Here is a 20,490-nt window from a genome sequence, read left to right as displayed (position 1 = left end):
ATCACAGTGAATAAAACTCAATTAGTAGAACAAATCGCAGAAAATGCAGACATCTCTAAAGCGTCAGCGGGTCGTGCTCTAGATGCATTCATCGAAGCAGTAAGTGGCACACTTCAGTCTGGTGATCAAGTTGCTCTAGTTGGCTTCGGTACATTCAGTGTTCGCACTCGTGCTGCACGTACTGGTCGTAACCCAAAAACTGGTGAAGAAATCCAAATCGCAGAAGCAAAAGTACCAGCTTTCAAAGCAGGTAAAGCACTGAAAGACGCTTGTAACTAATTAAAGCGTGATTCTGTTGCCGGCCATTTGAATAACTTTTGCTCAAACAATAAGTTTCGAACAAAAATTTACAAACTTCGAGCCGAACTTTTTTAAATTATGCGCATCATACTGATGCGCATTTCTTTTTCTGATATTATCGCGTCATTATATTTTCTATTAGAAGCCGTACGCTTCAATTGTGGAGAGCAGTTAAATTATGATGGATCGACTACGCGAAGGCGTGAATAGCATCGCGGTCAAAATTATCCTTGGACTTATCATCCTGTCTTTCGTATTTGCCGGTGTAGGTAGCTACCTAGTGAATGGCAGCAACAATTCAGCAGCGAAAGTAGGTAACACCGAGATTCCTCGTGGTGAGTTCGAGATGGCTTACCAAAATGAGCGCAATCGCATGCAAGCTCAATTGGGTGACTACTTCTCTCAAATGTTGGCTGACCCTGCATACGTTGAATCTTTCCGCAAATCAGTGCTTGATCGTATGATTAATGACGTATTGCTTGACCAACAAGCTGAAGCACTTGGCTTACGAATCAGCGATGCTCAAGTTCGTAGCATGATTCTTGAAATGCCTCAGTTCCAATCTAACGGTCAGTTTGATCAAGAAATTTACCAAGCATCGCTACGTCGTGCAGGTTTCTCTCCTGATTCTTTTGCTGAGTACATGCGTCGTGAATTGGTGCGTGAGCAGCTTCTAACAGCGCTTCAAAGCAGTGAGTTTACTCTTCCAGGCGAAGTTCAATCTCAGGGTAAACTGTTTACCCAAACACGCGACATCCGCACTGTAACCATCGATTTGGCAGAGTTTGCGAAGAAAGTTGAGTTAACTGACGAAGAAATTCAAGCTTACTACAAAGCAAACCCAGATAACTTCACTCGTCCAGAGCAAGTGAAAGTGTCTTACGTTGAGTTGTCTGCTGAAGCACTTAAGAAGCAGATTCAAGTAACAGATGACGACGTTAAGAAATACTACGACGAGCATCTAGACAAATACTCTTCAGAAGAGCAACGCCGAGTGGCGCACATTCTTGTTGAAGGTGATGATGAAGCAAAAGCACAAGCTATCTTAGATGAATTGAACGCAGGTGCAGATTTTGCTGCGGTAGCGCAAGAGAAATCTGATGATTTCGGTAGTGCTGAAAACGGCGGCGACTTAGGTTGGATCGAACGTGATGTTATGGATCCTGCTTTTGAAGAAGCTGCGTTTGCACTTAAGAACCCAGGTGACATGTCTGGTCTAGTAAAATCTGACTTTGGCTACCACATTATCAAGCTAGAAGAGCTGAAAGATGCCGTTGCAAAACCATTTGATGAAGTGGCTGCGGAGATTAAGCAAGAGCTAGTAGACCAAAAAGCGGTGGATCAATTCTACGAGTTACAAAATGAGCTTGAGCGTGTTGCTTTTGAGTACCCTGATTCACTAGATGATGCTTCTAAAGCCATTAACCAAGAAGTGAAGACAACAGATTTCATCTCTCAAGTTGATGCTCCTGAGGTTCTACGCAACCAAGCCGTTATGCAAGCACTACTGAGCCCAGAAGTGAAAGAAGACGGTCTGAACTCTGAAGCGATTGAAGTTGCGCCTGAGCACATTATTGTTGTTCGTGTTGAAGATTCTCGTGACGAAACAGTGCTTCCATTAGCTGAAGTGAAAGACCAAGTTGTGGCGGAACTATCTCGCGTTAAAGGTGAGCAAGGTGCCCTAGAGCTAGGTACAAAAGTGGTAGCTGCTCTGAATGAAGGCAATACGGCTGTTCTTGCGGAAAACAACCTAACATTTGGTGAGCAAGAGACCGTTGACCGTCGCTCGCCACTAGCAACTACCGTCTTTGCAATGGCGAAGCCAGTAGATGGCAAACCTGTCTACGGTCAGTCGAAAGACCTTGAAGGCAACATCGTAGTGATTGAACTGGATGCTGTGAAAGCGGAACTAGATAGTTCGCTAGAAGATCAAGTTGCGATGCAAATGCAACGTGCATCATCTCAGCAGGATCTATCTTCTGTTCTCGCTGTATTGCGTGCTAACACAGACATTGAGTACTTTGTTGTGAGCAACTAAGCACTAATTATGTAATTTGCATGTTAACTAAAACGGGTCGCGTAAGCGGCCCGTTTTATTTTTGTTTAAACAAACTTCAATGACGATGAGTGTTTGCCTACATTAGGGCGGATTATTTCAGAGCGTTAATTTGGAGTGTATATGTTCAATATGAAATGGATTTTAACCTTGTGTTTAGTGGTGTTCGCACCACTCAGTTTGGCCGCTGATACCAAGGCTGATAAATATGAAGGAATTGAAATTACGGTCAATATCAATACTGCTTCTGCAGAAGAGATAGCAACGATGCTGAAAGGTATTGGCGAAAAGAAAGCGCAAAGCATAGTTGACTACCGTACCGAACACGGCCCATTTAAAACAGCAGCTGATTTAACCAATGTAAAAGGAATTGGTGAAGCAACCATCAAGAAAAACGAAGACCGCATTCTTCTATAAACGCGGGCTTCGACCACTGTATTCTTAATGAGTTTTCGTTTCCGGTTACTGCTTTCCCGAACCAAACCCTCTTTCGTGGTTCGGGATTTTTTATCCAAATATACGGCGATGGAATCCTTTCTCTACTAATGCCATACCTAAGCCTCCCATTGCACCAAACAGATGTGCATCAACAGCAACACGAGCGCCTATCATTGCAGCAGTGCTGGTTGAAGGGCCATAAAATTGCTCCCATGCGATTTTCGCAATAAGTCCGGCGGCTAAGAGTAGGCTACTTCTTCTGTTTTCAAACACTTCTCTGAGAGCCCAAAAACCAAACAAACCGTGTAAGACGCCAGACAAGCCGACATAGACTGACATGCTAGTCAGTAAGTTCATTGCGCCGACAAAGGCACAAAGCAAAAGAAAAACAATCGAGAAGTTGCGTGCACTAGGACGGAATATAAACGCGATAACCCATAATCCTGCCAAGTTCATTCCAAGGTGGGCAAAGTTGGTATGCGTGAGATTTCCTGTTACGATTCGCCACCATTCACCATGACGTATGTTGTAAGCGTGCCATTCGGTGAGGCTCGCCATTGGTTCGAATTGTAGTACTAAGCAGATAACGCTGATGATGGTCAGCAATGTATAAAGGTTCACTCTATGTCTCGTTATTGTTCTCAGTGTGGAAAATCGCGCAAAGCCTGTATTTGCCAATGGATCGTACCGCTAGCAAGCGGGGTTGAACTTATCATTCTTCAGCATACGAGTGAAGCGCATCGTCCACTTGGTACGGCACGGATTCTCAATTTGAGTTTAAAGAACTGTACTTGTTTGATTGGCGAGGATTTTTCTGACGACGCACAGTTAAACGCGTTACTCACCGATGAAGCGTATCAGCATTTTATCCTTTATCCGTCGGAGCAATCACAGTGCCTTTCAGACATTGCGTGTACCGAGAGCGAGCGCACAAGAAAAACACGCTTGATTTTGCTCGATGGCACGTGGAAAAAAGCCTATAAAATGTGGCAGCTTTCCACCAACTTGCACACTTTAACCACAGTAAAGCTTCCCGAGGATTTACAAGGTCACTATACAATTCGTAAAGCGCCTTCAGACAACAGTCTTTCGACAGTGGAAGCAGGGTTTTATGCGTTGAGTTTATTGGAGCCGGATAACGACTTCTCGCCGCTACTCAATGCTTTTGACAGGATGATTGAATTTCAAATCGCCCAGATGCCTCCGGGCGTATTTGAAAAGAATTATTTGAACAAGTAGAACAGTCTACAAAACAATAGAAGAGAACAATTGGCGGTGTAGCTTTTGCGCATGACCATCGGTCATTGCGGATATGTAATCGGCAATGACTCGCATTTTGCCACTATCGCTAGTTGCACTCTGCCAAAGCTCTTTTGTGTGTATTGGCAACAATCGTTCAGGATCGGCACTTAGTGCTTCGAATATATCCATGATGATTTGTTGCCCTTTGTATTCGACAATCTGTACCTGCGGCACTTGAATGACATACTGACTGACGAAATGTTTAAGCACATCTAGCGCTTTCGCCATATGCGGTTCTAAACAAGCATTCCATGCCAGTAAAGGGTTTTGGAATGGTTCATCAACCACTTTAATAGAGATGCTTGTAAGTAGGGCATTGACCATACCGCCAATCGCATCTTTGCGTTGGTGATGTTTACCGCTAAACAGCATTTGTCCAATAGAGCCGATATGTTCTTCAAACCAAGGATCACCGCAATCAGCTAACTGACTTGCAGCACCTTCTTGCCATTGTTGACGTGTGACCATACCCAGCACAATGGCATCTTCTAAGTCGTGCACGCCATACGCAATATCATCGGCGAGCTCCATAATGGAGCAGTCGAGGGATTTAAAGCGCGTTTTGCTGTGCTCTAAATCGGAGTCTGGTCGATAGCGCATTTGGCTCAACAGGCTTTTGTCATTCTCGCTGAGTGGAGCGATAACCCAATCAAACAGATCTTTATCACAATCGTAGATGCCTTTCGCTGGGCTCCATTCTTTGGCTTTTAATCGGCGTTGATGTTCTGCAGGGTTTGGCAGCTTGACTGAACGAGTCTGACTGATGAGTGCTGGGTATTTGATCAAACCTAACAAAGTTCGGCGCGATAGATTCATCCCGAAGTGCTCAGTGTATGGCTCCAATTTGGTCACAATACGAAAAGTCTGCGCATTGCCTTCAAAGCCACCATGGTCACGCATCATATAGTTCAATGCGACTTCGCCACCGTGTCCGTATGGTGGGTGGCCGATATCGTGCGCGAGACACAGAGAGTCAATCAAACTGTCCGAGGGCAATAGTTCTTTAAATTCAGACTGTTTCTTTTTAAGTTGCGCGACAATACCCGTGCCTAATTGGGCCGCTTCTAACGAGTGAGTAAGTCGACTTCTATGAAAGTCTTCCAAGCTGTTGCCATGAACTTGAGTTTTCGCTTGTAGGCGTCGAAATGCCGCAGAGTGCAGGATTCTCGCTCTATCACGTTGATAGGGGCTGCGGTGGTCATCACGGCGGATTTTATGCTCATCATCGTGGCGCTCTTGCCACAAAGAGTGTAATTCAAACGACACGTTTATCTCCATAAACTAAACTGGCTAACTGATTTCATCCAGCGATAGCTCAAAGCTTGGGGCGAATGTATTAAGGAAGTATTCCATTTCTGGCGTTTTACGTTCTTGTAAAGTGACGTCTAGGCGCTTTTTCGCTAAGGCAAACTCATGGTTACCTGCGCTTAGTTCTTCCAAACATTTTAAGTACGCACAGATGGAGTCGGCCTGTTTTACTATCTGAGAGTCTTCTTCGTGAGACGAATGAGAAAGTAGAAATGGGGCAAAATCTTCCTGAAATTCTTCCGGCAACATAGAAAGTAATTTGTGCTCGGCAGCGGCTTCTATCTTCTTATATTCTTTTGCGATTTCGGGATTGTAGTACTTAACGGGAGTAGGCAAATCACCAGTGAGCACTTCACTTGAATCGTGATACATCGCGAGAAGAGCAATGCGTTCAGGATTAAGCGTGCCGCCGAACTTTTTGTTTTTAATTAACGCGAGTGCGTGAGCGACAAATGCGACTTGTAAGCTGTGTTCCGAAACGTTTTCTGGTGATACAGAGCGCATCAAAGGCCAGCGTTGGATAAGCTTCATTCGTGCCAAGTGGGCGAAAAAATGGCTTTCTTTCATGGCTTTCTCCGTTTCTGGTATAAAAAAGGAACTCACTAGGAGTTCCTCTAAGCATATGAGAGATCAACACTAATTACTACCAGTGATTCTTTACTGGCTGTAGGTTGATAGGAATCGCTCGAAGCGTCCGATTGCGGTTTCCAGGTCTTCAACGTGTGGCAAAGTCACAATGCGGAAATGGTCTGGTTTTGGCCAGTTAAAACCTGAGCCTTGTACTAGCAGTACTTTTTCCTGTTTCAAGAAATCGAGCACCATCTGCTGGTCATTCTTGATGTTGTACATCTTGGTATCGATTTTAGGGAATAAGTACATGGCACCTTTGGGTTTCACACAAGATACCCCTGGGATCTGGTTGATCAGCTCGAACGCGCGATTACGCTGCTCTAGCAATCGGCCACCAGGTAAGATCAACTCATTGATACTTTGGTAGCCACCTAGCGCGGTTTGAATCGCATGTTGCATCGGCACGTTGGCACAAAGACGCATAGAGGAGAGCAACTCTAGACCGTTAACGTAGCCTTGTGCTAAGTGTTTTGGACCAGTTAAGAACATCCACCCACCGCGGAAACCACATACACGGTAAGCTTTCGACAAACCATTGAAGGTCATCACAAGTACGTCTTCCGTTAGCGTCGCAACAGAAGTGTGTGTTGCGCCATCGTAAAGCACTTTGTCGTAAATCTCGTCAGCGAAAATGATCAGCTTGTGTTGGCGAGCAATCTCAATCACTTCAAGCAAGAAGTCACGACTATATACAGCACCTGTTGGATTGTTCGGGTTGATCAGAACAATACCGCGGGTCTTCGGCGTGATTTTCTTTTTGATGTCATCAAGGTCTGGATACCAATCCGATTGTTCATCACACAAATAATGAACGGGGTTGCCACCAGACAACGCTACTGATGCCGTCCACAATGGGTAGTCAGGCGCAGGGATGAGCATTTCATCGCCGTTGTTTAGCAACGCTTGCATTGCCATCACGATCAGCTCAGACACGCCATTACCGACGTACACATCTTCTACGTCTAAAGAACGAATGCCTTTGCGTTGGTAATGTTGAACCACCGCTTTACGCGCAGAGTAAATGCCTTTGGAATCACAGTAGCCTTGAGAGGTCGGTAGATTACGAATTACATCTACAAGAATCTCATCAGGGGCGTCAAAACCAAATGGGGCAGGGTTACCAATGTTCAACTTTAGGATTTTATGCCCTTCTTCCTCCATGCGCTTAGCATGTTTGAGTACAGGACCCCTAATGTCGTAGCAGACATTGTCGAGTTTTGACGACATCCCGATATTTTGCATTGTATAATTCCTAAAAATTCGTTAATTTCTTTATTAAAATACAATAATTTGTTTTTTATTAGAATATAAATCTGTAAATTATCCGTTTGCAGGCTAACTTTTGCTCGCTTGCTATCACAGGATTTTGCAAAAGATCGCATACGACCTTGATTTGCTTTGGGTCTAAACTTAGAGTAGCCGTCAGTTACCTTTATCCTCACATACTTCGAGGTTGATTTGTCAGAGTTCCATCAAGCCGTAAAAAGAATTATCGAGCGAGTTCAGCACACGGAAGGCAATCAAGTACGTCTGGTCGAGCCCCTCAGCGAAAAACCGAATTTCGCATTTATTGATTGGCTTGATGCACAACCACTTTTCCCCAAGTTTTATTGGCAATCCCGTGATACTCGTGAAGAGGTCGTCGCGCTAGGACAGTTGCACTCTTTTGTTGAGCCGGGTCCTGCCTATACCATTCTTGGTGAAGGGCAGCGAGTATGGGGCGGGCGATCGTTTGATGGCCAGCACGAAAAAAATCGTCGTTGCATGCCTTCTTTTTTCTTTTTGCCTCAAATTGAACTGATTCGATTTGATCAGCAGTGGTCACTTGCGGTTAACCTAACTGAAGACAAAGCGCGCACGCTTGCAGGCTTGATAAAGCTTATTTGCGATGTCGCCGCTTTACCTCCGATCTCGTCACACATTCGCTCGATTGTTCATACTCCTGTCAAATCCGAGTGGGATGCGCTGGTACATAAAGTTCTGACTGGGATTGAGAATGATGAGTTTAAAAAAGTTGTGTTGGCTCGCTGCTCTACTGTCCAACTGGATAACAGGTTGAGCGCTGCACAACTGCTTAAAGCGAGCTATTTGAACAACCATCACAGCTTTCATTTCTTGCTGAGTTTAGACAGCAAACACAGTTTTATGGGTTCTACGCCAGAGCGTTTGTATTCTCGTGTTGGACATGAGCTTCATACCGAAGCTTTAGCGGGCACTATTGGCCGCGGCGACAATGCCACTCATGATATGGAGTTGGCGAACTGGTTATCTCAGGATTCAAAAAACTTAAACGAAAACCAGTACGTCGTGGACGATATCGTGGAACGCCTTTCTCCTCATTCCGAAATGGTAGAAGTAGAAACCGAACCGAGATTGGTGCGTTTACGTAAGGTGCAGCACCTCAAGCGCAATATTCATGCAAGCTTAAAAACAGGCACAAATGGCGTACAACTGCTTTCTGCATTGCAGCCGACGGCCGCAGTGGCAGGTTTGCCTCGTAAAGAGTCGATGCAGTTCATCCTTGATAACGAGCCGTTTGCTCGTGGCTGGTATGCTGGCTCTATGGGTTACATCAGCCATGAACGCGCAGAGTTTTGTGTGGCAATAAGAAGTGCATTGGTGCTTGGCGATCAAGTTCAGCTGTTTGCTGGAGCGGGTATTGTTCCTGGATCAGTTGCTGAACACGAATGGGCTGAGTTAGATAAAAAGATGTCGACGCTGTTAACGTTGATTTCCGATCATCCGCCGCTTGGAGTGGCATCATGAGTTACGATCAAGCGGTTCTCAATCGAATTTGGTCAGAGACCATTTTGACTGAGCTTCACCGATTTGGTGTGAAGCATGTTTGTATCGCGCCGGGATCGCGTTCGACTCCTTTGACTTTAGAAGCGGCGGAACAGCCAAATTTTTCCATTCATACTCATTTTGATGAGCGTGGATTAGGTTTTATGGCGCTTGGCTTGGCGAAAGCGAGCCAAGAGCCGGTAGCCGTTATCGTGACTTCTGGCACTGCGGTCGCAAACTTGTTGCCTGTGGTAGCAGAAGCTAAATTAACGGGCGAAAAACTGGTTTTGCTTACTGCTGACCGCCCTGTTGAACTCGTCGGTTGTGGCGCAAACCAAGCAATTAATCAGCTTGGGATTTTTTCGCATCATGTATCGGCAAATTTGAACTTGCCAAGTCCGAGTTTAAATACGCCGCTCAACTGGTTACTCACTTCGGTTGATGAGGTGATGTTTAACCAGCAGTTACATGGCAGCGCGGTTCACATTAACTGCGCCTTTCCTGAGCCGCTGTATTCTGACGGGGAAAAAAGCGCTTACCAAAGCTACCTGAACAGTGTCGAAGCGTGGCGCAAAGGCGGTCAAACATATACTCAACGATTCGTCAGTCCATCATTTCGTGACATTCCATTTTGTGCTGATAGAAAAGGAGTGGTTGTTATTGGCAGCTTACCTGCTGATCACGCGCAAGTGGCAAAAGCGTTTGCACAGCAAATGGGGTGGCCTGTATTGGCGGATCCGCAAAGTGGAGTTAGCTCCCATTGGTCACATTATGATTTGTGGTTACAACAGCCTAAGTTGGCTAGCCAACTCGACGAATGTGATTTGGTGCTCCAGTTTGGTAGCCGCATCATATCTAAGCGATTGAACCAATGGATTAATAAACAGGTGTCGCAAAGCCAACAAGGCCGAGATGTTCAGTACTGGTTTATCTCGCCAAGTTTAAGCCGAGATAACCAAACACACCTTCCGCAATTGCATTGGGCTGCATCACCTAAAAGTTGGGTCGAGCGTGTTGATGTTAAGAGCTCAAGTACTCAAGGGTGGGCTGATGGATTGCTGACCGATATAGCCCATGTTCGCGCTCACATTCGCGATGAGTTTCTGTCTTCATCAGCTTCAACGCTTAATGAAATCGCGTTAGCGGCTGACATTGAAGAGCGAACGCAGAACGTCGATGTCTTTCTCGGTAACAGCTTGTTTGTTCGATTAGTCGATATGTTTGGCCGATTAAATACTGAGGTGTTTACCAATCGCGGAGCGTCGGGTATTGATGGTCTATTTGCCACAGCTTCTGGTGTGCAGCGCTCACGAGGCAAGCCGCTATTGATGTACATCGGAGATACATCGGCGCTTTATGACCTCAACTCGCTCGCGCTGTTTTCTCGTAATGATCTGCCGTCAGTACTTGTGGTCACAAACAATGATGGTGGTGCGATTTTCGATATGTTGCCAGTGCCTCAGGAGCATCGCACTGCGTACTACCAAATGCCCCACGGTTATCAGTTTGAACATGCAGCTAAGCAGTTTGGCTTAAAGTATGAAAAGCCAACTACATTACAAATGTATCAAGCAATGATTGCCGAGCACCTGTCGAGCGGCCAAGGCACACTGCTGGTGGAAGTTCAAACCCCACCAAGCCAAGCCGCAGAGTTGATAAAGGCATTTAATAAGAGCCTGCATGCTTCACTCTGAGCGTCTCTCTCCAACTAAAAAACACCAAAGTGGTGAGCTTCCCACTCTGGTGTTTTTGCATGGCCTTTTAGGAAGTGGTGCTGATTGGCAAGCTTGTTTGGATGAGCTGACTCAGTTTGAACGAGTCGTTATAGACCTTCCTGGTCATGGTCGCAGCCAGTTTACAAAGTGCAACGATCTCGATGATTGCTGCAAACTTCTTAATTCCACACTATCTTTATTATTTCCTCCGCAACAACCACTTATTTTGATTGGCTACTCAATGGGTGGAAGAATCGCAATGCACGGTCTTGCTGGTGAGTGCTTCTCAGATCTCAATATTGTCGGCGCGATTGTGGAAGGGGGAAACTTCGGGCTTCAAACAGAGTCAGAGATACAGGCAAGATTGCACAATGACCAAAAATGGGCACTGCGCTTCGAGAGTGAACCACTTGAACGTGTTTTGAGCGATTGGTATCAACAAGCGGTGTTTTCTTCACTAAACCATGAGCAAAGACAAACATTAATTGCCAAGCGAAGTGCTAATCTTGGCTCGGCAATTGCGAACATGTTGATGGCAACATCGTTAGCCAAGCAGGCGTATTTACTGCCCGCACTGCAACAACAGCGCATACCCATTTATTATGTGTGTGGCGTGAAAGACAAAAAATTTAGCCAACTGGCACAAACAAGCGGGTTGGCGTATCGACAAATTGAAGGCGCAGGACATAACGTTCATCAAGAGCAGCCAAAGCAGTTTGCGATGCACATTAAGCAAATAATTCATTCTCACTTTCAGTGAGAGCAACGAGAACAATGGGAATCACCATGGCTAAAACAGTAGGCATTTCTGAAGAAGAACTTTACGCTCCGGTTCAATGGAAAGATTGCGGCGAGAAATACGAGGATATTCATTACCACAAGTCTGAAGATGGTATCGCGAAAATTACCATTGCACGCCCTCAAGTGCGTAACGCGTTCCGCCCTCAAACGGTAAAAGAGATGATTGATGCGTTGGCAGATGCACGCTACGACTCAGGTGTTGGCGTTATCATCCTAACTGGCTTGGGTGAAGATGCATTCTGTTCTGGTGGTGACCAGAAGATTCGTGGCGACTACGGCGGTTACAAAGATGACCAAGGTACGCATCACCTAAACGTATTGGACTTCCAACGTGATATTCGTACGTGTCCAAAACCTGTTATTGCTTCCGTAGCGGGTTGGGCTGTTGGCGGCGGTCATGTACTGCACATGATGTGTGACCTAACAATTGCAGCGGACAACGCACAGTTTGGTCAAACGGGCCCTAAAGTGGGTTCATTTGATGGTGGTTGGGGCGCGTCTTACATGGCCCGTATCGTAGGCCAGAAGAAAGCGCGCGAAATCTGGTTCTTATGTCGTTTCTACAACGCGCAAGAAGCGTTAGACATGGGCTTAGTCAACACGGTTGTGCCTCTAGAAGATCTAGAGAAAGAAACCGTTCGATGGTGTCGTGAAGTTCTTCAGCATAGCCCAATGGCGCTACGCTGCCTGAAAGCGGCATTGAACGCGGATTGTGATGGTCAAGCTGGTCTTCAAGAGCTTGCGGGCAACGCAACGATGATGTTCTACATGACAGATGAAGGACAAGAAGGTCGTAACGCATTCAACGAGAAACGTCGCCCAGATTTCGACAAGTTCCCTCGTAACCCATAATCCGTAAATAAAGAGGAGCCAGAGTGCTCCTCTGCTTCGTTTTTAGTCCCGAGCGCCTCGCCCTCAGGGAGGATGGTTCGTTCTTATAGCCAGCAAGCTTGGGTTGTACGTAATAGGACAGGAATTATGCGTAAAGCAAAGATTTACCGTTACTGCCTTCCAATGGACAGTGGCGTAATACTGCGTGATAACAAGCTGACGGAACGCATCGGCTACATTGTTGAGCTATCTGATGGCGAGAACACGGGATTAGGTGAAGTCGCACCGCTTTTTGGTTTTAGCTTGGAAAGTACCGAAGAGGCTGGCATTCAGTTACAAGAACAGGCTGAACGCTGGGTCGCGGGTATACCGGTTGATTATGCCAATATGTATCCTTCGGTTGCGTTTGGCTTATCTATGGCTCAATTGGAGTTAGAAGGTGGTTTGCCGACGCAAGGCAAATATCAAACTGCTCCACTGTGTACGGGCGATCCCGATGAGTTGATTCCAAAACTCAACGAGATGGAAGGTGAGAAAGTGGCGAAAGTTAAAGTGGGTTTGTATGAGCCCATTCGCGACGGCATGCTTGTGAATCTCTTCCTTGAATCTATCCCTCAATTAACGCTTCGACTGGATGCGAACCGTGCTTGGACTCCCGAAAAAGCGCAGCAGTTTGCTAAGTACATTACACCGTCTCTTCGCCAACGAATTACGTTTTTGGAAGAGCCATGCCGAGCTCCTGGCGACAGCATGTCTTTTGCCATTAATACTGGTATCGCGATTGCATGGGATGAAACGCTGCAAGATGCCGTTCGTCGAGAAGACTTTAGCCTTGAAGATCTGACAGGCGTGAAAGCGATCATTATCAAACCGACATTAATCGGCTCCGTCGATTTCTGCATTAAATTGATCGAAAAAGCAAAAGCGTTAGGAATGAAAGCGGTGATCAGCTCAAGCATTGAGTCGAGCCTTGGCTTGAACCAATTAGCACGTTTGGCGCAATGGCAGTTGCCTGATGAAGTTCCTGGTTTGGACACTATCGGGTTGTTCAAAGCGCAGCTAGAGCAAGGTTGGCCAAAGTGCGAACTTCCTGTGCTTCCTTTGTCTGAGCAGGAGTTAGTGTGGCATTCAGCATAGAGCCATTCTCTACAGAACATAGTGCGATTCCACCTTGGAAGTATTGGGCTCAAACGAGCCCTTTTTCTATTGCACTCGCAACACCTCAAGAAACATTGAATTGGCAACAGCTCTCGCTTCGTGTTACTCAATACGCGCAATCGCTCTTGCAGCAAGGTGTTACGCGCGATGATGTGGTGACTCTGGTAGGGAAGAACCAAGTTGAAACAGTATTGTTTTATTTAGCTGCGCAACAGTTAGGCGCTATCACCGCGTTGACTATGCCTCAGCCAATCGAGGCGCTACAAGGTAAGCTCTGCACACTGTACGGCGATCATCAAACACGTTTTGTTTGGTTTACTCCGGATTGTGAGTTCGCTTACTCTAGCGAAGAGAAAGCAGCATTAAATGCGATTTTTCTCACTTTGCCTACGGTAGATACCGTGGTTGAAAAAACTGAGGATGACTATCAGCACGACAGGTTGGCTTCGATTGTGTTTACCTCAGGCTCAACGGGGGCACCGAAAGCGGTGGTTCATACGCATCGACAGCACCTCGCTTCGGCAGAGGGATTACTTTGTGAGTTCACCTTCCATCAACAAGACACTTGGTTGTTGTCGCTTCCACTTTATCATGTTTCCGGCCTTGCGATTGTCTATCGCTGGTTGTTTGTTGGCGCAACATTGAAAATCGGCACGGGAAGACTGGCAGACGATATCTTCGCGGTTTCACACGCCTCTTTAGTGGCGACTCAACTTAAACGCTTGCTAGATGATGATGTTGAACTGTCACTGACGCACGTTTTGCTGGGGGGCAGCCATGTGGCTCATGAGTTGGCGGTAAGAGCCACAGAAAAAGGCATCGAGACGTGGCTAGGTTATGGTATGACCGAGGCAGCATCTACCGTTACGGCAAAACAGATCAATGACGTAAGCAATGCTGGGCATTTACTAAAAAATCGTAAGATTAAGCTGGTTGATGAGCGCATTTACATTGGTGGACAAACGCTAGCTTCAGGCTATTTTCACCAAGGTCAAGTGACGGCATTCGTGGACGAGGGTGGTTGGTTCGACAGTAAGGATCTCGGTACTTGGCAAGGAGATGAGTTAAAGATCATCGGTCGGGCCGATAATCAATTTATCTCAGGTGGAGAAAACGTTCACTGTGAGGAAATAGAAGCAGTATTGAACCAAATCCCAAGCGTCATTCAGAGCATTGTCGTGCCAGTCGAAGATGCTGAGTTCGGTCATCGTCCTATAGCCGTTATTCAATCAGAAGCGTTACTGAGCCAACAGGAATTCGAGCAATACTTGCGGAAAAAGCTTGAGAAGTTTAAATGGCCAATCGCTTACTATTTGATGCCACAAGCCTTGTTAGAAGGTGGAATTAAAGTCTCGCGTAAAGCGGTAAAAGAGTGGCTGCTTTATGAGTTAGATAATCAACGTTAAATAGCTGGTGCTCATTTGCCCGGCGGAAATGAGGCGAAGATTAGTCAATTTTGCTATGTGTTAGTCGGAAAGGGAATTTCGTAACCTTATAACTCTGAATCATAATCATGTCTTAACGTAGAGCAGAAAGGCATAAGCTTCAGAATGGTGAAATTGGTTTTATTGATAGCAGTGGTATTACAAATTGGCATCGCAATCAGCAGTGAAGGGCTCACTCGCTCGTTAGCGGAATTGACGGCGTTTTTAATCGCTATCGCGTTGGTGTTTGCGCTCAAGAGTGACAAACCAGAGTCAACCTCCGACCAACGCGATAAGTCGACAACGATTATCTAAGTACTAGCCAGCTTAGTGATGTGGTGGAAATTAATACCCATAAAGTCACACCAAACAACAGCGGTTTAGGACCCGAAGATTTCAGTTTCGAAATCGAAATACTACATCCTATCAAGAATAAGCACACCACCAGAGCTTGCTTCGCAATGGTAAAAATACCGTGATACACCACCTCAAATTGTGGAAAGAAATCACTAAAGGCGATGGCCGCGCAATACCAGAAAATGAAGTAAGGAATCACTAACTTTTTCGAACCGTTCTCTTTGTTCCCACGTGAGAAAATCACGGTGCTAATCAAAGCAACAGGAATGATCCACAAGGCTCGCGCCAGTTTGAGCGTGGTTGCAGTTGTCAGTGCCTCTTCACCGTAGGCAGAGGCAGCGCCAACAACAGACGAAGTATCATGAATCGCAATTGCCGCCCATGTCCCAAAGGTGTGTTGGTCTAGGTTTAACGCATGACCAATGACGGGGAAGATGAACAACGCTAGAGAGTTGAGTACAAAAACGGTAGCGAGTGCCAAACCTATTTGTTCATCTTTGGCTCTGATTGCTGGTGCGACCGCAGCAATTGCGCTGCCACCACATATCGCAGTTCCGGATGAAATGAGATACGCAGTCGTCGTTTCGAGTTTGATTACTTTGGCGATGAGTGAGCCAATGACGAGTGTGCCGACAATCGTAGCGATAATTAGCCCGATACCATCTGACGTGACAGACAATGCCTGTTCAAAATTGATACCAAACCCTAAACCGATAATAGAATAAGAAAGCAGTTTTTTGGTGAAAGAGGCGATGGGTGACTCAGTAGGAACTAAGCCAAAGCTGGCAAGTAAGAAGCCAATAACAAGTGCAATAGGGGATGACACAAAAGGAGTTAAGCAAAAAAGCAGTGCCAGTCCAAAGGGGATGTACTTTCTGTTCAAGATTTATGATTCATTGTCGTTAGTGAAAGCGAGAGTATATCGCACTGTATCTGGTCAGTTTGTCTTAATGATTTGAACACACGTTCAGATAATCTAAACGTGTGCTCAAATAATTCTCAACGTTTTGTTTATCGCCAATCTCCGCGCAATGCGTGTACTTTTTCGAACATAGTTTGTGCGGTGGCTGAGCTAGGATCTACCGGTTTGCCAGCTTCAATTTCCAATTTGGACCAGAAGCGAGTCGGGAGCCCTCTGCATGCTCGTCCTTTAGCGCGGCTAAAATAACTACCCCACAATCCTTTCAATGCCATCGGAATCACAGGTACTGGGTTTCGACGCAGAATAATGTCGATGCCACGCATGAAGTCGTTCATTTCGCCATCGGAGGTCAATCGCCCTTCAGGGAAGATACAGACAATATGGCCTTCATTGAGAGCTTCTTCGACGTCGTTAAATGCTCGACGAATAGAACTTCGGTTGCTAGCAGAAATTGGTATCACGCCAGCACGGCGTAAAAAGCGTCTTAGCGGCGGCAGGTTGGCGTAATCTTCTTCCATCACAAAGCGAATCAAACGAGGGCATACGGCACTCAGTAACAGGGCATCCATGTAGCTCACATGATTGCACACAATCAATGCACCACCATGCCCAGGTAAGTTGTGCAGATTTTTGTGTTTAACACGATAGATGGTGTGCGTGAGCATCCACATTGCAAAGCGAACCACAAAAATCGGGATTTGTAGAAAGATATATGCCGCGACTAAGAAATTAAGCACTGCAAGAAGCGCAAACAATTGTGGAATACTCATCTCTACTACGCTTAGGCATATAATGCCAAGGATCGCGCTGCCCACCATAAATAGCGAGTTAAAGATATTCAGACCTGCTATCACTTGCGCTCGTTCAGTCTCCTTCGCTCGGTGCTGCATTAAGGCATACAGTGGGACGATAAATAATCCGCCCGATGCTCCTATCATGAGCAGATAGAAAAACAGTGGCCAGAAAGGCTCGAAACGAACAAATTCAATGAAGTTTGCGAACTCAGGTAGCTCAGTTGGTACTGATGTCGCCATTAAGTAACCGAAGATGGTGATGCCTAAGGCACCGATTGGCACGATGCCCACTTCGATTCGATGATTTGAGATCCAGTTGCAAGCCAGTGAGCCTAGAGCAATCCCTACAGAGAAGAGGGCAAGTAAGAAAGATACGGCGCTTTCTGTACCGTTCAGATAGACCTTGGTGAAGTTTGGGAACTGAGTAAGATATGCAGCACCGAGAAACCAAAACCAACTGATGGCCATGATGCATTGAAATACGATGCGATCGGATTTCGCGATCGCCAGCGTGTGCTTAGTTTGCTGATAAGGTCGCCAACGGAATTTAAGTTCAGGGGCACTTGCCGCAGCAAATGGAATCGAGCGACTGGATAAGTAACCGAGCAGGGCAAATAGAACCACGCAGAAAGCGGCCAGATATTTCGCGTTGTCAGCAGAAGCAATAATGCCTGCACCGAGCGTGCCGATAAGAATGGCGATAAATGTCCCGGCTTCAACCAAGGCATTGCCCGGTACCAGTTCCTTAGCGTTTAATTCCTGAGGAAGAAGCGCGTACTTGACGGGGCCGAAGAACGCGGATTGCGTACCCATTAAGAAAAGCAGCAGAAGTAAGACACCATAGCTTTCTGTTATAAAGCCAACGGCGCCTAGCAGCATGATAGCGATTTCAAACAGTTTTACTTTGCGAATAAACCACGATTTCTCGTATTTATCCGCCAAAACTCCAGCAGAGGCAGAAAAAAGGAAGAATGGAAGAATGAATAAGCCAGCTGCTAAGTTTATGAATAAATTACTAGAAATGGGTAATGCGCTAGAACCAGCGAAAGCGACAAACAGCAACAAAACGTTTTTAAAAATGTTGTCGTTGAAAGCGCCAAAAAACTGAGTAACAAAATAGGGCAGGAACTTTCTTTGCGTAAGCAAGGACGGCTGTCTGTCGGATGACATGGATAATCCTTTGTTTGTTACCAGTTCATGATGTAGTTAGAAAGCAAGTTACTGATTAACTCTTTACCATCTACAGGCTCACTTGAGAAAAACTTGTCATCAACGCTAAGAAGAGTAATGCCGTGTACGCCAGCCCATAGTACGCGACTCGCTTGAATGACTTCGGATTCCGTACGTTGAGGAGCGATTTGTGCGAGTAATGATTCGAGCATGCCTGTCATGCCATCAATACGTTTCGCATGCCATTCTGGAAGTTCGGCACCGTTCATGTTGTGTTCGAAAACCAATTGCCAACGGTAAGGATGTTTTTGCGCGAAATCGTGGTAGCAGTATGCAAGTTCAAAAAGTGCTTGATGAGCATCTTTACTGCTTTTTGTTGCATTTAGCGCTTCCTGCGATAACTCATCTAAAGTTTGAGCCACGGCATGAAGTAGCAACAAATTATAGTTACCAAAAATATTCACCAAGGTGCTTGGCACGTAACCAATCATGTTAGCGATCTTACGAAGGCTAAGTTCGTGGTAAGAGTTCTCATCTAAAAAATTTTTGACCGTCGTTAAGGTCAAGTTAATCAACTCTTCTCTGGTGTGATCGTTTCTGCGCGCCATACTCTCAAACTGCTTTATTGAACAACGTTCAATATGATAGACAGCTACTTAATGAGCGTCAACCGCGCAATCACGTCAGAAGGCGACATGTTTGGCAATATTCTGATACATGTCAGACTCTTTAGATTGTTTTCATAAGGTGACATACGGAGTATGATGAACCAACAATCATCTTTGGCGTGCTACTGCTTGTATGTACAAGGTTTGGAGCACAATCTGAGATGTACCCAAACGGCTTCTTTTACCTGAGGTTGCGTGGGTATAACAATCGTCAACTTTAAGGATAACGATGAAACGTTTATTTTCTATTGTTGCTCTATTAATGTTTACCGTTGCTGTCACTCCTATCGCAGAAGCGAAGAAGTTTGGTGGTGGTAAGTCTTTTGGTAAGAGCTACAAAACAGCACCTGCACCTAAACAGCAGCAACAAAACACCAATACGATCGGTAAAGAGCAAACGACCAAGTCTTCTAGCAAGAAAGGTTTGATGGGCGGTCTATTAGGAGGCCTTCTAGCTGGTGGTCTACTTGCTGCGTTCTTCGGTGGTGCTTTTGAAGGTATCCAGTTTATGGATATCCTAATCATTGGTTTAATTGCCTTTATTATCTTTAAGCTTATGCGCGGAATGTTAGGTGCGAAGCAGGGCAGTATGAACCAGCAACGTCAACAACCGGCATTTGGTGGTAACGCGTCAAAGTTTGAACAACCGAACATGCAGAACTTTGAACAACAACCAAATACAAACGCAGGCGGTTTCACCGGTTTTGGTGCTCAAACAGATGTACCACACAATTACCCACCGGGTTTCGATCAAGCTGCGTTTATTAACGGTTCTCGTGAGCACTACCGCATTTTGCAAGGTGCGTGGAACCACAACCAACTAGACACTATTGAAGAATATGTTTCTCCAAGTCTATTTGAAGATCTGAAAGCTGAGCGCGCGAAGCTAGAAGGTGAGCAGCACACTGATGTGATGTATGTCGATGCAGAGATCGTTCGTGCTGAATACGATGCGAACAAAGCACAATTAAGTTTGCAATTTAGTGGCCGTTACCGTGATGCTGCAGAAGGTGTAGAGGAAGATATTGAAGATATCTGGCACCTAGAGCGTGACCTAACGGTACCGAATGCACCTTGGTTGATTGTTGGTATTCAAGGTTAATCACCAAGCTCGTTCAATTTAGTCTTAATTAAATCCCGCTATTTAGCGGGATTTTTTGTATCTGTTAATTGTTGGATGAGCGGAGATAGCTCTACAGGTAAAAGCGAAAGGAAATGCTCCGTAGCTAAGCACAATACAACTTAGTCGTTTTATGATTTAGCAGTCTAATGACTTAGCCATTTGGTATCTGGGATAGCTCAGTTAGTATTTTGTTGTGTCTATTCTTGAGAGATTTAGAAAGTTAATACTACTCAGTGTCTTGTCGAAGAACTCTTACCTGTTAAAAGATCGGTTCTAACGTTGAGTTTGGCTTAAAGCAATGTGTCGGTATTGGTTGAAGATCTTAGCTACATTAGGAGTTCGTAGAACATGAATGCGACACAGTGGGGCAAGCGAGAGATTGTTAGAATGGGTGTTGATCTTACGATGTATAGAACGAAAAAAGCCAGCTCGATGAGCTGGCTTTTTCAATATGGTGGAGGGGGACGGATTCGAACCATCGAAGGCGGAGCCGGCAGATTTACAGTCTGCTCCCTTTGGCCACTCGGGAACCCCTCCAGAGTATTTTTATACTTAGAAAGTGTTTTCCCAACACGGCTTTCCAAGTGTTTTCTCATGACATAATCACAAGAAAGAATATGGTGGAGGGGGACGGATTCGAACCATCGAAGGCGGAGCCGGCAGATTTACAGTCTGCTCCCTTTGGCCACTCGGGAACCCCTCCAGGGTG

19 protein-coding genes and 2 tRNA genes are annotated in these 20,490 nt (G+C 45.7%); 12 read left to right on the top strand and 9 right to left on the bottom strand.

From position 1 onward, the window contains the following. Positions 1–6: 6 nt before the first annotated feature. The 3 genes from NL646_RS08340 to NL646_RS08330 all read left to right on the top strand — a co-directional run bounded on the left by NL646_RS08340 (position 7) and on the right by NL646_RS08330 (position 2,773). Positions 7–279, top strand: coding sequence for an HU family DNA-binding protein (locus NL646_RS08340; RefSeq protein ID WP_005382341.1), 273 nt, complete (start codon positions 7–9; stop codon positions 277–279). Between the two features lie 199 nt (positions 280–478). Beyond that, positions 479–2,338: a peptidylprolyl isomerase gene (ppiD, locus tag NL646_RS08335; RefSeq protein ID WP_078531612.1), complete on the top strand. Its 1,860-nt coding sequence runs from the start codon at positions 479–481 to the stop codon at positions 2,336–2,338. A 150-nt stretch (positions 2,339–2,488) separates the two neighbouring features. Continuing rightward, positions 2,489–2,773, top strand: coding sequence for a ComEA family DNA-binding protein (locus NL646_RS08330; protein WP_021449594.1), 285 nt, complete (start codon positions 2,489–2,491; stop codon positions 2,771–2,773). A gap of 90 nt (positions 2,774–2,863) precedes the next feature. Here NL646_RS08330 and rrtA read toward each other — a convergent pair whose 3' ends face one another. Beyond that, on the bottom strand, positions 2,864–3,415 hold the full coding sequence (gene rrtA / locus NL646_RS08325) for a rhombosortase (RefSeq protein ID WP_253664081.1): 552 nt from the start codon (positions 3,413–3,415) through the stop codon (positions 2,864–2,866). A gap of 3 nt (positions 3,416–3,418) precedes the next feature. Between rrtA and NL646_RS08320 the strand changes: the two genes are divergently transcribed. Then, entirely contained in the window at positions 3,419–4,033 is a 615-nt protein-coding gene (locus tag NL646_RS08320) for a tRNA-uridine aminocarboxypropyltransferase (RefSeq protein ID WP_005482520.1), read from the top strand. A 6-nt stretch (positions 4,034–4,039) separates the two neighbouring features. Here the strand turns inward: NL646_RS08320 and NL646_RS08315 are convergent, their stop codons facing one another. The 3 genes from NL646_RS08315 to NL646_RS08305 all read right to left on the bottom strand — a co-directional run bounded on the left by NL646_RS08315 (position 4,040) and on the right by NL646_RS08305 (position 7,276). Continuing rightward, positions 4,040–5,374 (bottom strand): anti-phage deoxyguanosine triphosphatase, encoded by a 1,335-nt coding sequence (locus tag NL646_RS08315; protein ID WP_041954079.1) that lies wholly within the window; start codon positions 5,372–5,374, stop codon positions 4,040–4,042. A 12-nt stretch (positions 5,375–5,386) separates the two neighbouring features. Further along, the gene (gene yfbR, locus NL646_RS08310; RefSeq protein WP_005482513.1) at positions 5,387–5,971 is read right to left on the bottom strand and encodes a 5'-deoxynucleotidase; all 585 of its coding nucleotides are present in this window, start codon (positions 5,969–5,971) and stop codon (positions 5,387–5,389) included. 90 nt (positions 5,972–6,061) lie between these two features. Continuing rightward, positions 6,062–7,276: a pyridoxal phosphate-dependent aminotransferase gene (locus NL646_RS08305; protein WP_005456922.1), complete on the bottom strand. Its 1,215-nt coding sequence runs from the start codon at positions 7,274–7,276 to the stop codon at positions 6,062–6,064. A gap of 216 nt (positions 7,277–7,492) precedes the next feature. Here NL646_RS08305 and NL646_RS08300 point away from each other — a divergent pair, with 216 nt between their 5' ends. From NL646_RS08300 to NL646_RS08270, 7 genes are all read left to right on the top strand, one after another. Continuing rightward, positions 7,493–8,800: an isochorismate synthase MenF gene (locus NL646_RS08300; RefSeq protein WP_253664080.1), complete on the top strand. Its 1,308-nt coding sequence runs from the start codon at positions 7,493–7,495 to the stop codon at positions 8,798–8,800. Then, complete coding sequence (menD, locus tag NL646_RS08295) at positions 8,797–10,512, top strand: 2-succinyl-5-enolpyruvyl-6-hydroxy-3-cyclohexene-1-carboxylic-acid synthase (protein ID WP_253664079.1); 1,716 nt, start codon at positions 8,797–8,799, stop codon at positions 10,510–10,512. The genes NL646_RS08300 and menD overlap by 4 nt, the downstream gene beginning before the upstream one ends. Then, positions 10,499–11,293 carry a 2-succinyl-6-hydroxy-2,4-cyclohexadiene-1-carboxylate synthase gene (menH, locus tag NL646_RS08290; RefSeq protein WP_253664078.1) on the top strand — a complete coding sequence of 265 codons (795 nt, stop codon included), beginning with the start codon at positions 10,499–10,501 and terminating at the stop codon, positions 11,291–11,293. The genes menD and menH overlap by 14 nt, the downstream gene beginning before the upstream one ends. Positions 11,294–11,319: 26 nt before the next feature. Continuing rightward, a complete protein-coding gene (menB, locus tag NL646_RS08285; RefSeq protein WP_005482536.1) occupies positions 11,320–12,186 on the top strand; it encodes a 1,4-dihydroxy-2-naphthoyl-CoA synthase in 867 nt (288 codons plus the stop codon). Between the two features lie 126 nt (positions 12,187–12,312). Continuing rightward, positions 12,313–13,302: an o-succinylbenzoate synthase gene (menC, locus tag NL646_RS08280; RefSeq protein ID WP_005456942.1), complete on the top strand. Its 990-nt coding sequence runs from the start codon at positions 12,313–12,315 to the stop codon at positions 13,300–13,302. Beyond that, positions 13,287–14,729, top strand: a complete 1,443-nt coding sequence (gene menE / locus NL646_RS08275; protein WP_253664077.1) for an o-succinylbenzoate--CoA ligase — start codon at positions 13,287–13,289, stop codon at positions 14,727–14,729. Before menC ends, menE begins: the two co-directional genes overlap by 16 nt. 144 nt (positions 14,730–14,873) lie before the next feature. Continuing rightward, positions 14,874–15,062 (top strand): hypothetical protein, encoded by a 189-nt coding sequence (locus tag NL646_RS08270; RefSeq protein ID WP_020904044.1) that lies wholly within the window; start codon positions 14,874–14,876, stop codon positions 15,060–15,062. On the opposite strand, the gene NL646_RS08265 is transcribed toward NL646_RS08270, so the two are convergent. The 3 genes from NL646_RS08265 to NL646_RS08255 form a co-directional block, all read right to left on the bottom strand. Next, complete coding sequence (locus NL646_RS08265) at positions 15,055–15,987, bottom strand: YeiH family protein (protein ID WP_253664076.1); 933 nt, start codon at positions 15,985–15,987, stop codon at positions 15,055–15,057. The genes NL646_RS08270 and NL646_RS08265 overlap by 8 nt on opposite strands. Positions 15,988–16,115: 128 nt before the next feature. Beyond that, a complete protein-coding gene (locus tag NL646_RS08260) occupies positions 16,116–17,990 on the bottom strand; it encodes an MFS transporter (protein WP_253664075.1) in 1,875 nt (624 codons plus the stop codon). Positions 17,991–18,007: 17 nt separating this feature from the next. Next, on the bottom strand, positions 18,008–18,598 hold the full coding sequence (locus NL646_RS08255; protein ID WP_005456899.1) for a TetR/AcrR family transcriptional regulator: 591 nt from the start codon (positions 18,596–18,598) through the stop codon (positions 18,008–18,010). A gap of 289 nt (positions 18,599–18,887) precedes the next feature. Here NL646_RS08255 and NL646_RS08250 point away from each other — a divergent pair, with 289 nt between their 5' ends. Beyond that, a complete protein-coding gene (locus NL646_RS08250) occupies positions 18,888–19,760 on the top strand; it encodes a Tim44 domain-containing protein (RefSeq protein WP_005495957.1) in 873 nt (290 codons plus the stop codon). Between the two features lie 473 nt (positions 19,761–20,233). Here the strand turns inward: NL646_RS08250 and NL646_RS08245 are convergent. Together NL646_RS08245 and NL646_RS08240 are read right to left on the bottom strand one after the other, a co-directional pair. Further along, positions 20,234–20,318, bottom strand: a tRNA-Tyr gene (locus NL646_RS08245). 81 nt (positions 20,319–20,399) lie between these two features. Further along, positions 20,400–20,484: transfer RNA gene (locus NL646_RS08240), tRNA-Tyr, on the bottom strand. Between the last annotated feature and the right edge of the window lie 6 nt (positions 20,485–20,490).

The organism is Vibrio sp. Y20_XG_PY13 (assembly GCF_024181925.1).
Classification (GTDB): Bacteria; Pseudomonadota; Gammaproteobacteria; order Enterobacterales; family Vibrionaceae; genus Vibrio; species Vibrio parahaemolyticus.
The sequence above is the reverse complement of the archived record's forward strand: the minus strand, read 5'-3'. Positions and strand labels throughout refer to the sequence as shown.

Coding starts and splice junctions, on each gene's coding strand:
- menD (WP_253664079.1), top strand. CDS start 8,797: ATGAGTTACGATCAAGCGGTTCTCAATCGAATTTGGTCAGAGACCATT.
- NL646_RS08255 (WP_005456899.1), bottom strand. CDS start 18,598: ATGGCGCGCAGAAACGATCACACCAGAGAAGAGTTGATTAACTTGACC.
- menH (WP_253664078.1), top strand. CDS start 10,499: ATGCTTCACTCTGAGCGTCTCTCTCCAACTAAAAAACACCAAAGTGGT.
- NL646_RS08270 (WP_020904044.1), top strand. CDS start 14,874: ATGGTGAAATTGGTTTTATTGATAGCAGTGGTATTACAAATTGGCATC.
- NL646_RS08250 (WP_005495957.1), top strand. CDS start 18,888: ATGAAACGTTTATTTTCTATTGTTGCTCTATTAATGTTTACCGTTGCT.
- yfbR (WP_005482513.1), bottom strand. CDS start 5,971: ATGAAAGAAAGCCATTTTTTCGCCCACTTGGCACGAATGAAGCTTATC.
- NL646_RS08320 (WP_005482520.1), top strand. CDS start 3,419: ATGTCTCGTTATTGTTCTCAGTGTGGAAAATCGCGCAAAGCCTGTATT.
- NL646_RS08305 (WP_005456922.1), bottom strand. CDS start 7,276: ATGCAAAATATCGGGATGTCGTCAAAACTCGACAATGTCTGCTACGAC.
- NL646_RS08260 (WP_253664075.1), bottom strand. CDS start 17,990: ATGTCATCCGACAGACAGCCGTCCTTGCTTACGCAAAGAAAGTTCCTG.
- menC (WP_005456942.1), top strand. CDS start 12,313: ATGCGTAAAGCAAAGATTTACCGTTACTGCCTTCCAATGGACAGTGGC.
- NL646_RS08330 (WP_021449594.1), top strand. CDS start 2,489: ATGAAATGGATTTTAACCTTGTGTTTAGTGGTGTTCGCACCACTCAGT.
- ppiD (WP_078531612.1), top strand. CDS start 479: ATGATGGATCGACTACGCGAAGGCGTGAATAGCATCGCGGTCAAAATT.
- menB (WP_005482536.1), top strand. CDS start 11,320: ATGGCTAAAACAGTAGGCATTTCTGAAGAAGAACTTTACGCTCCGGTT.
- NL646_RS08315 (WP_041954079.1), bottom strand. CDS start 5,374: ATGGAGATAAACGTGTCGTTTGAATTACACTCTTTGTGGCAAGAGCGC.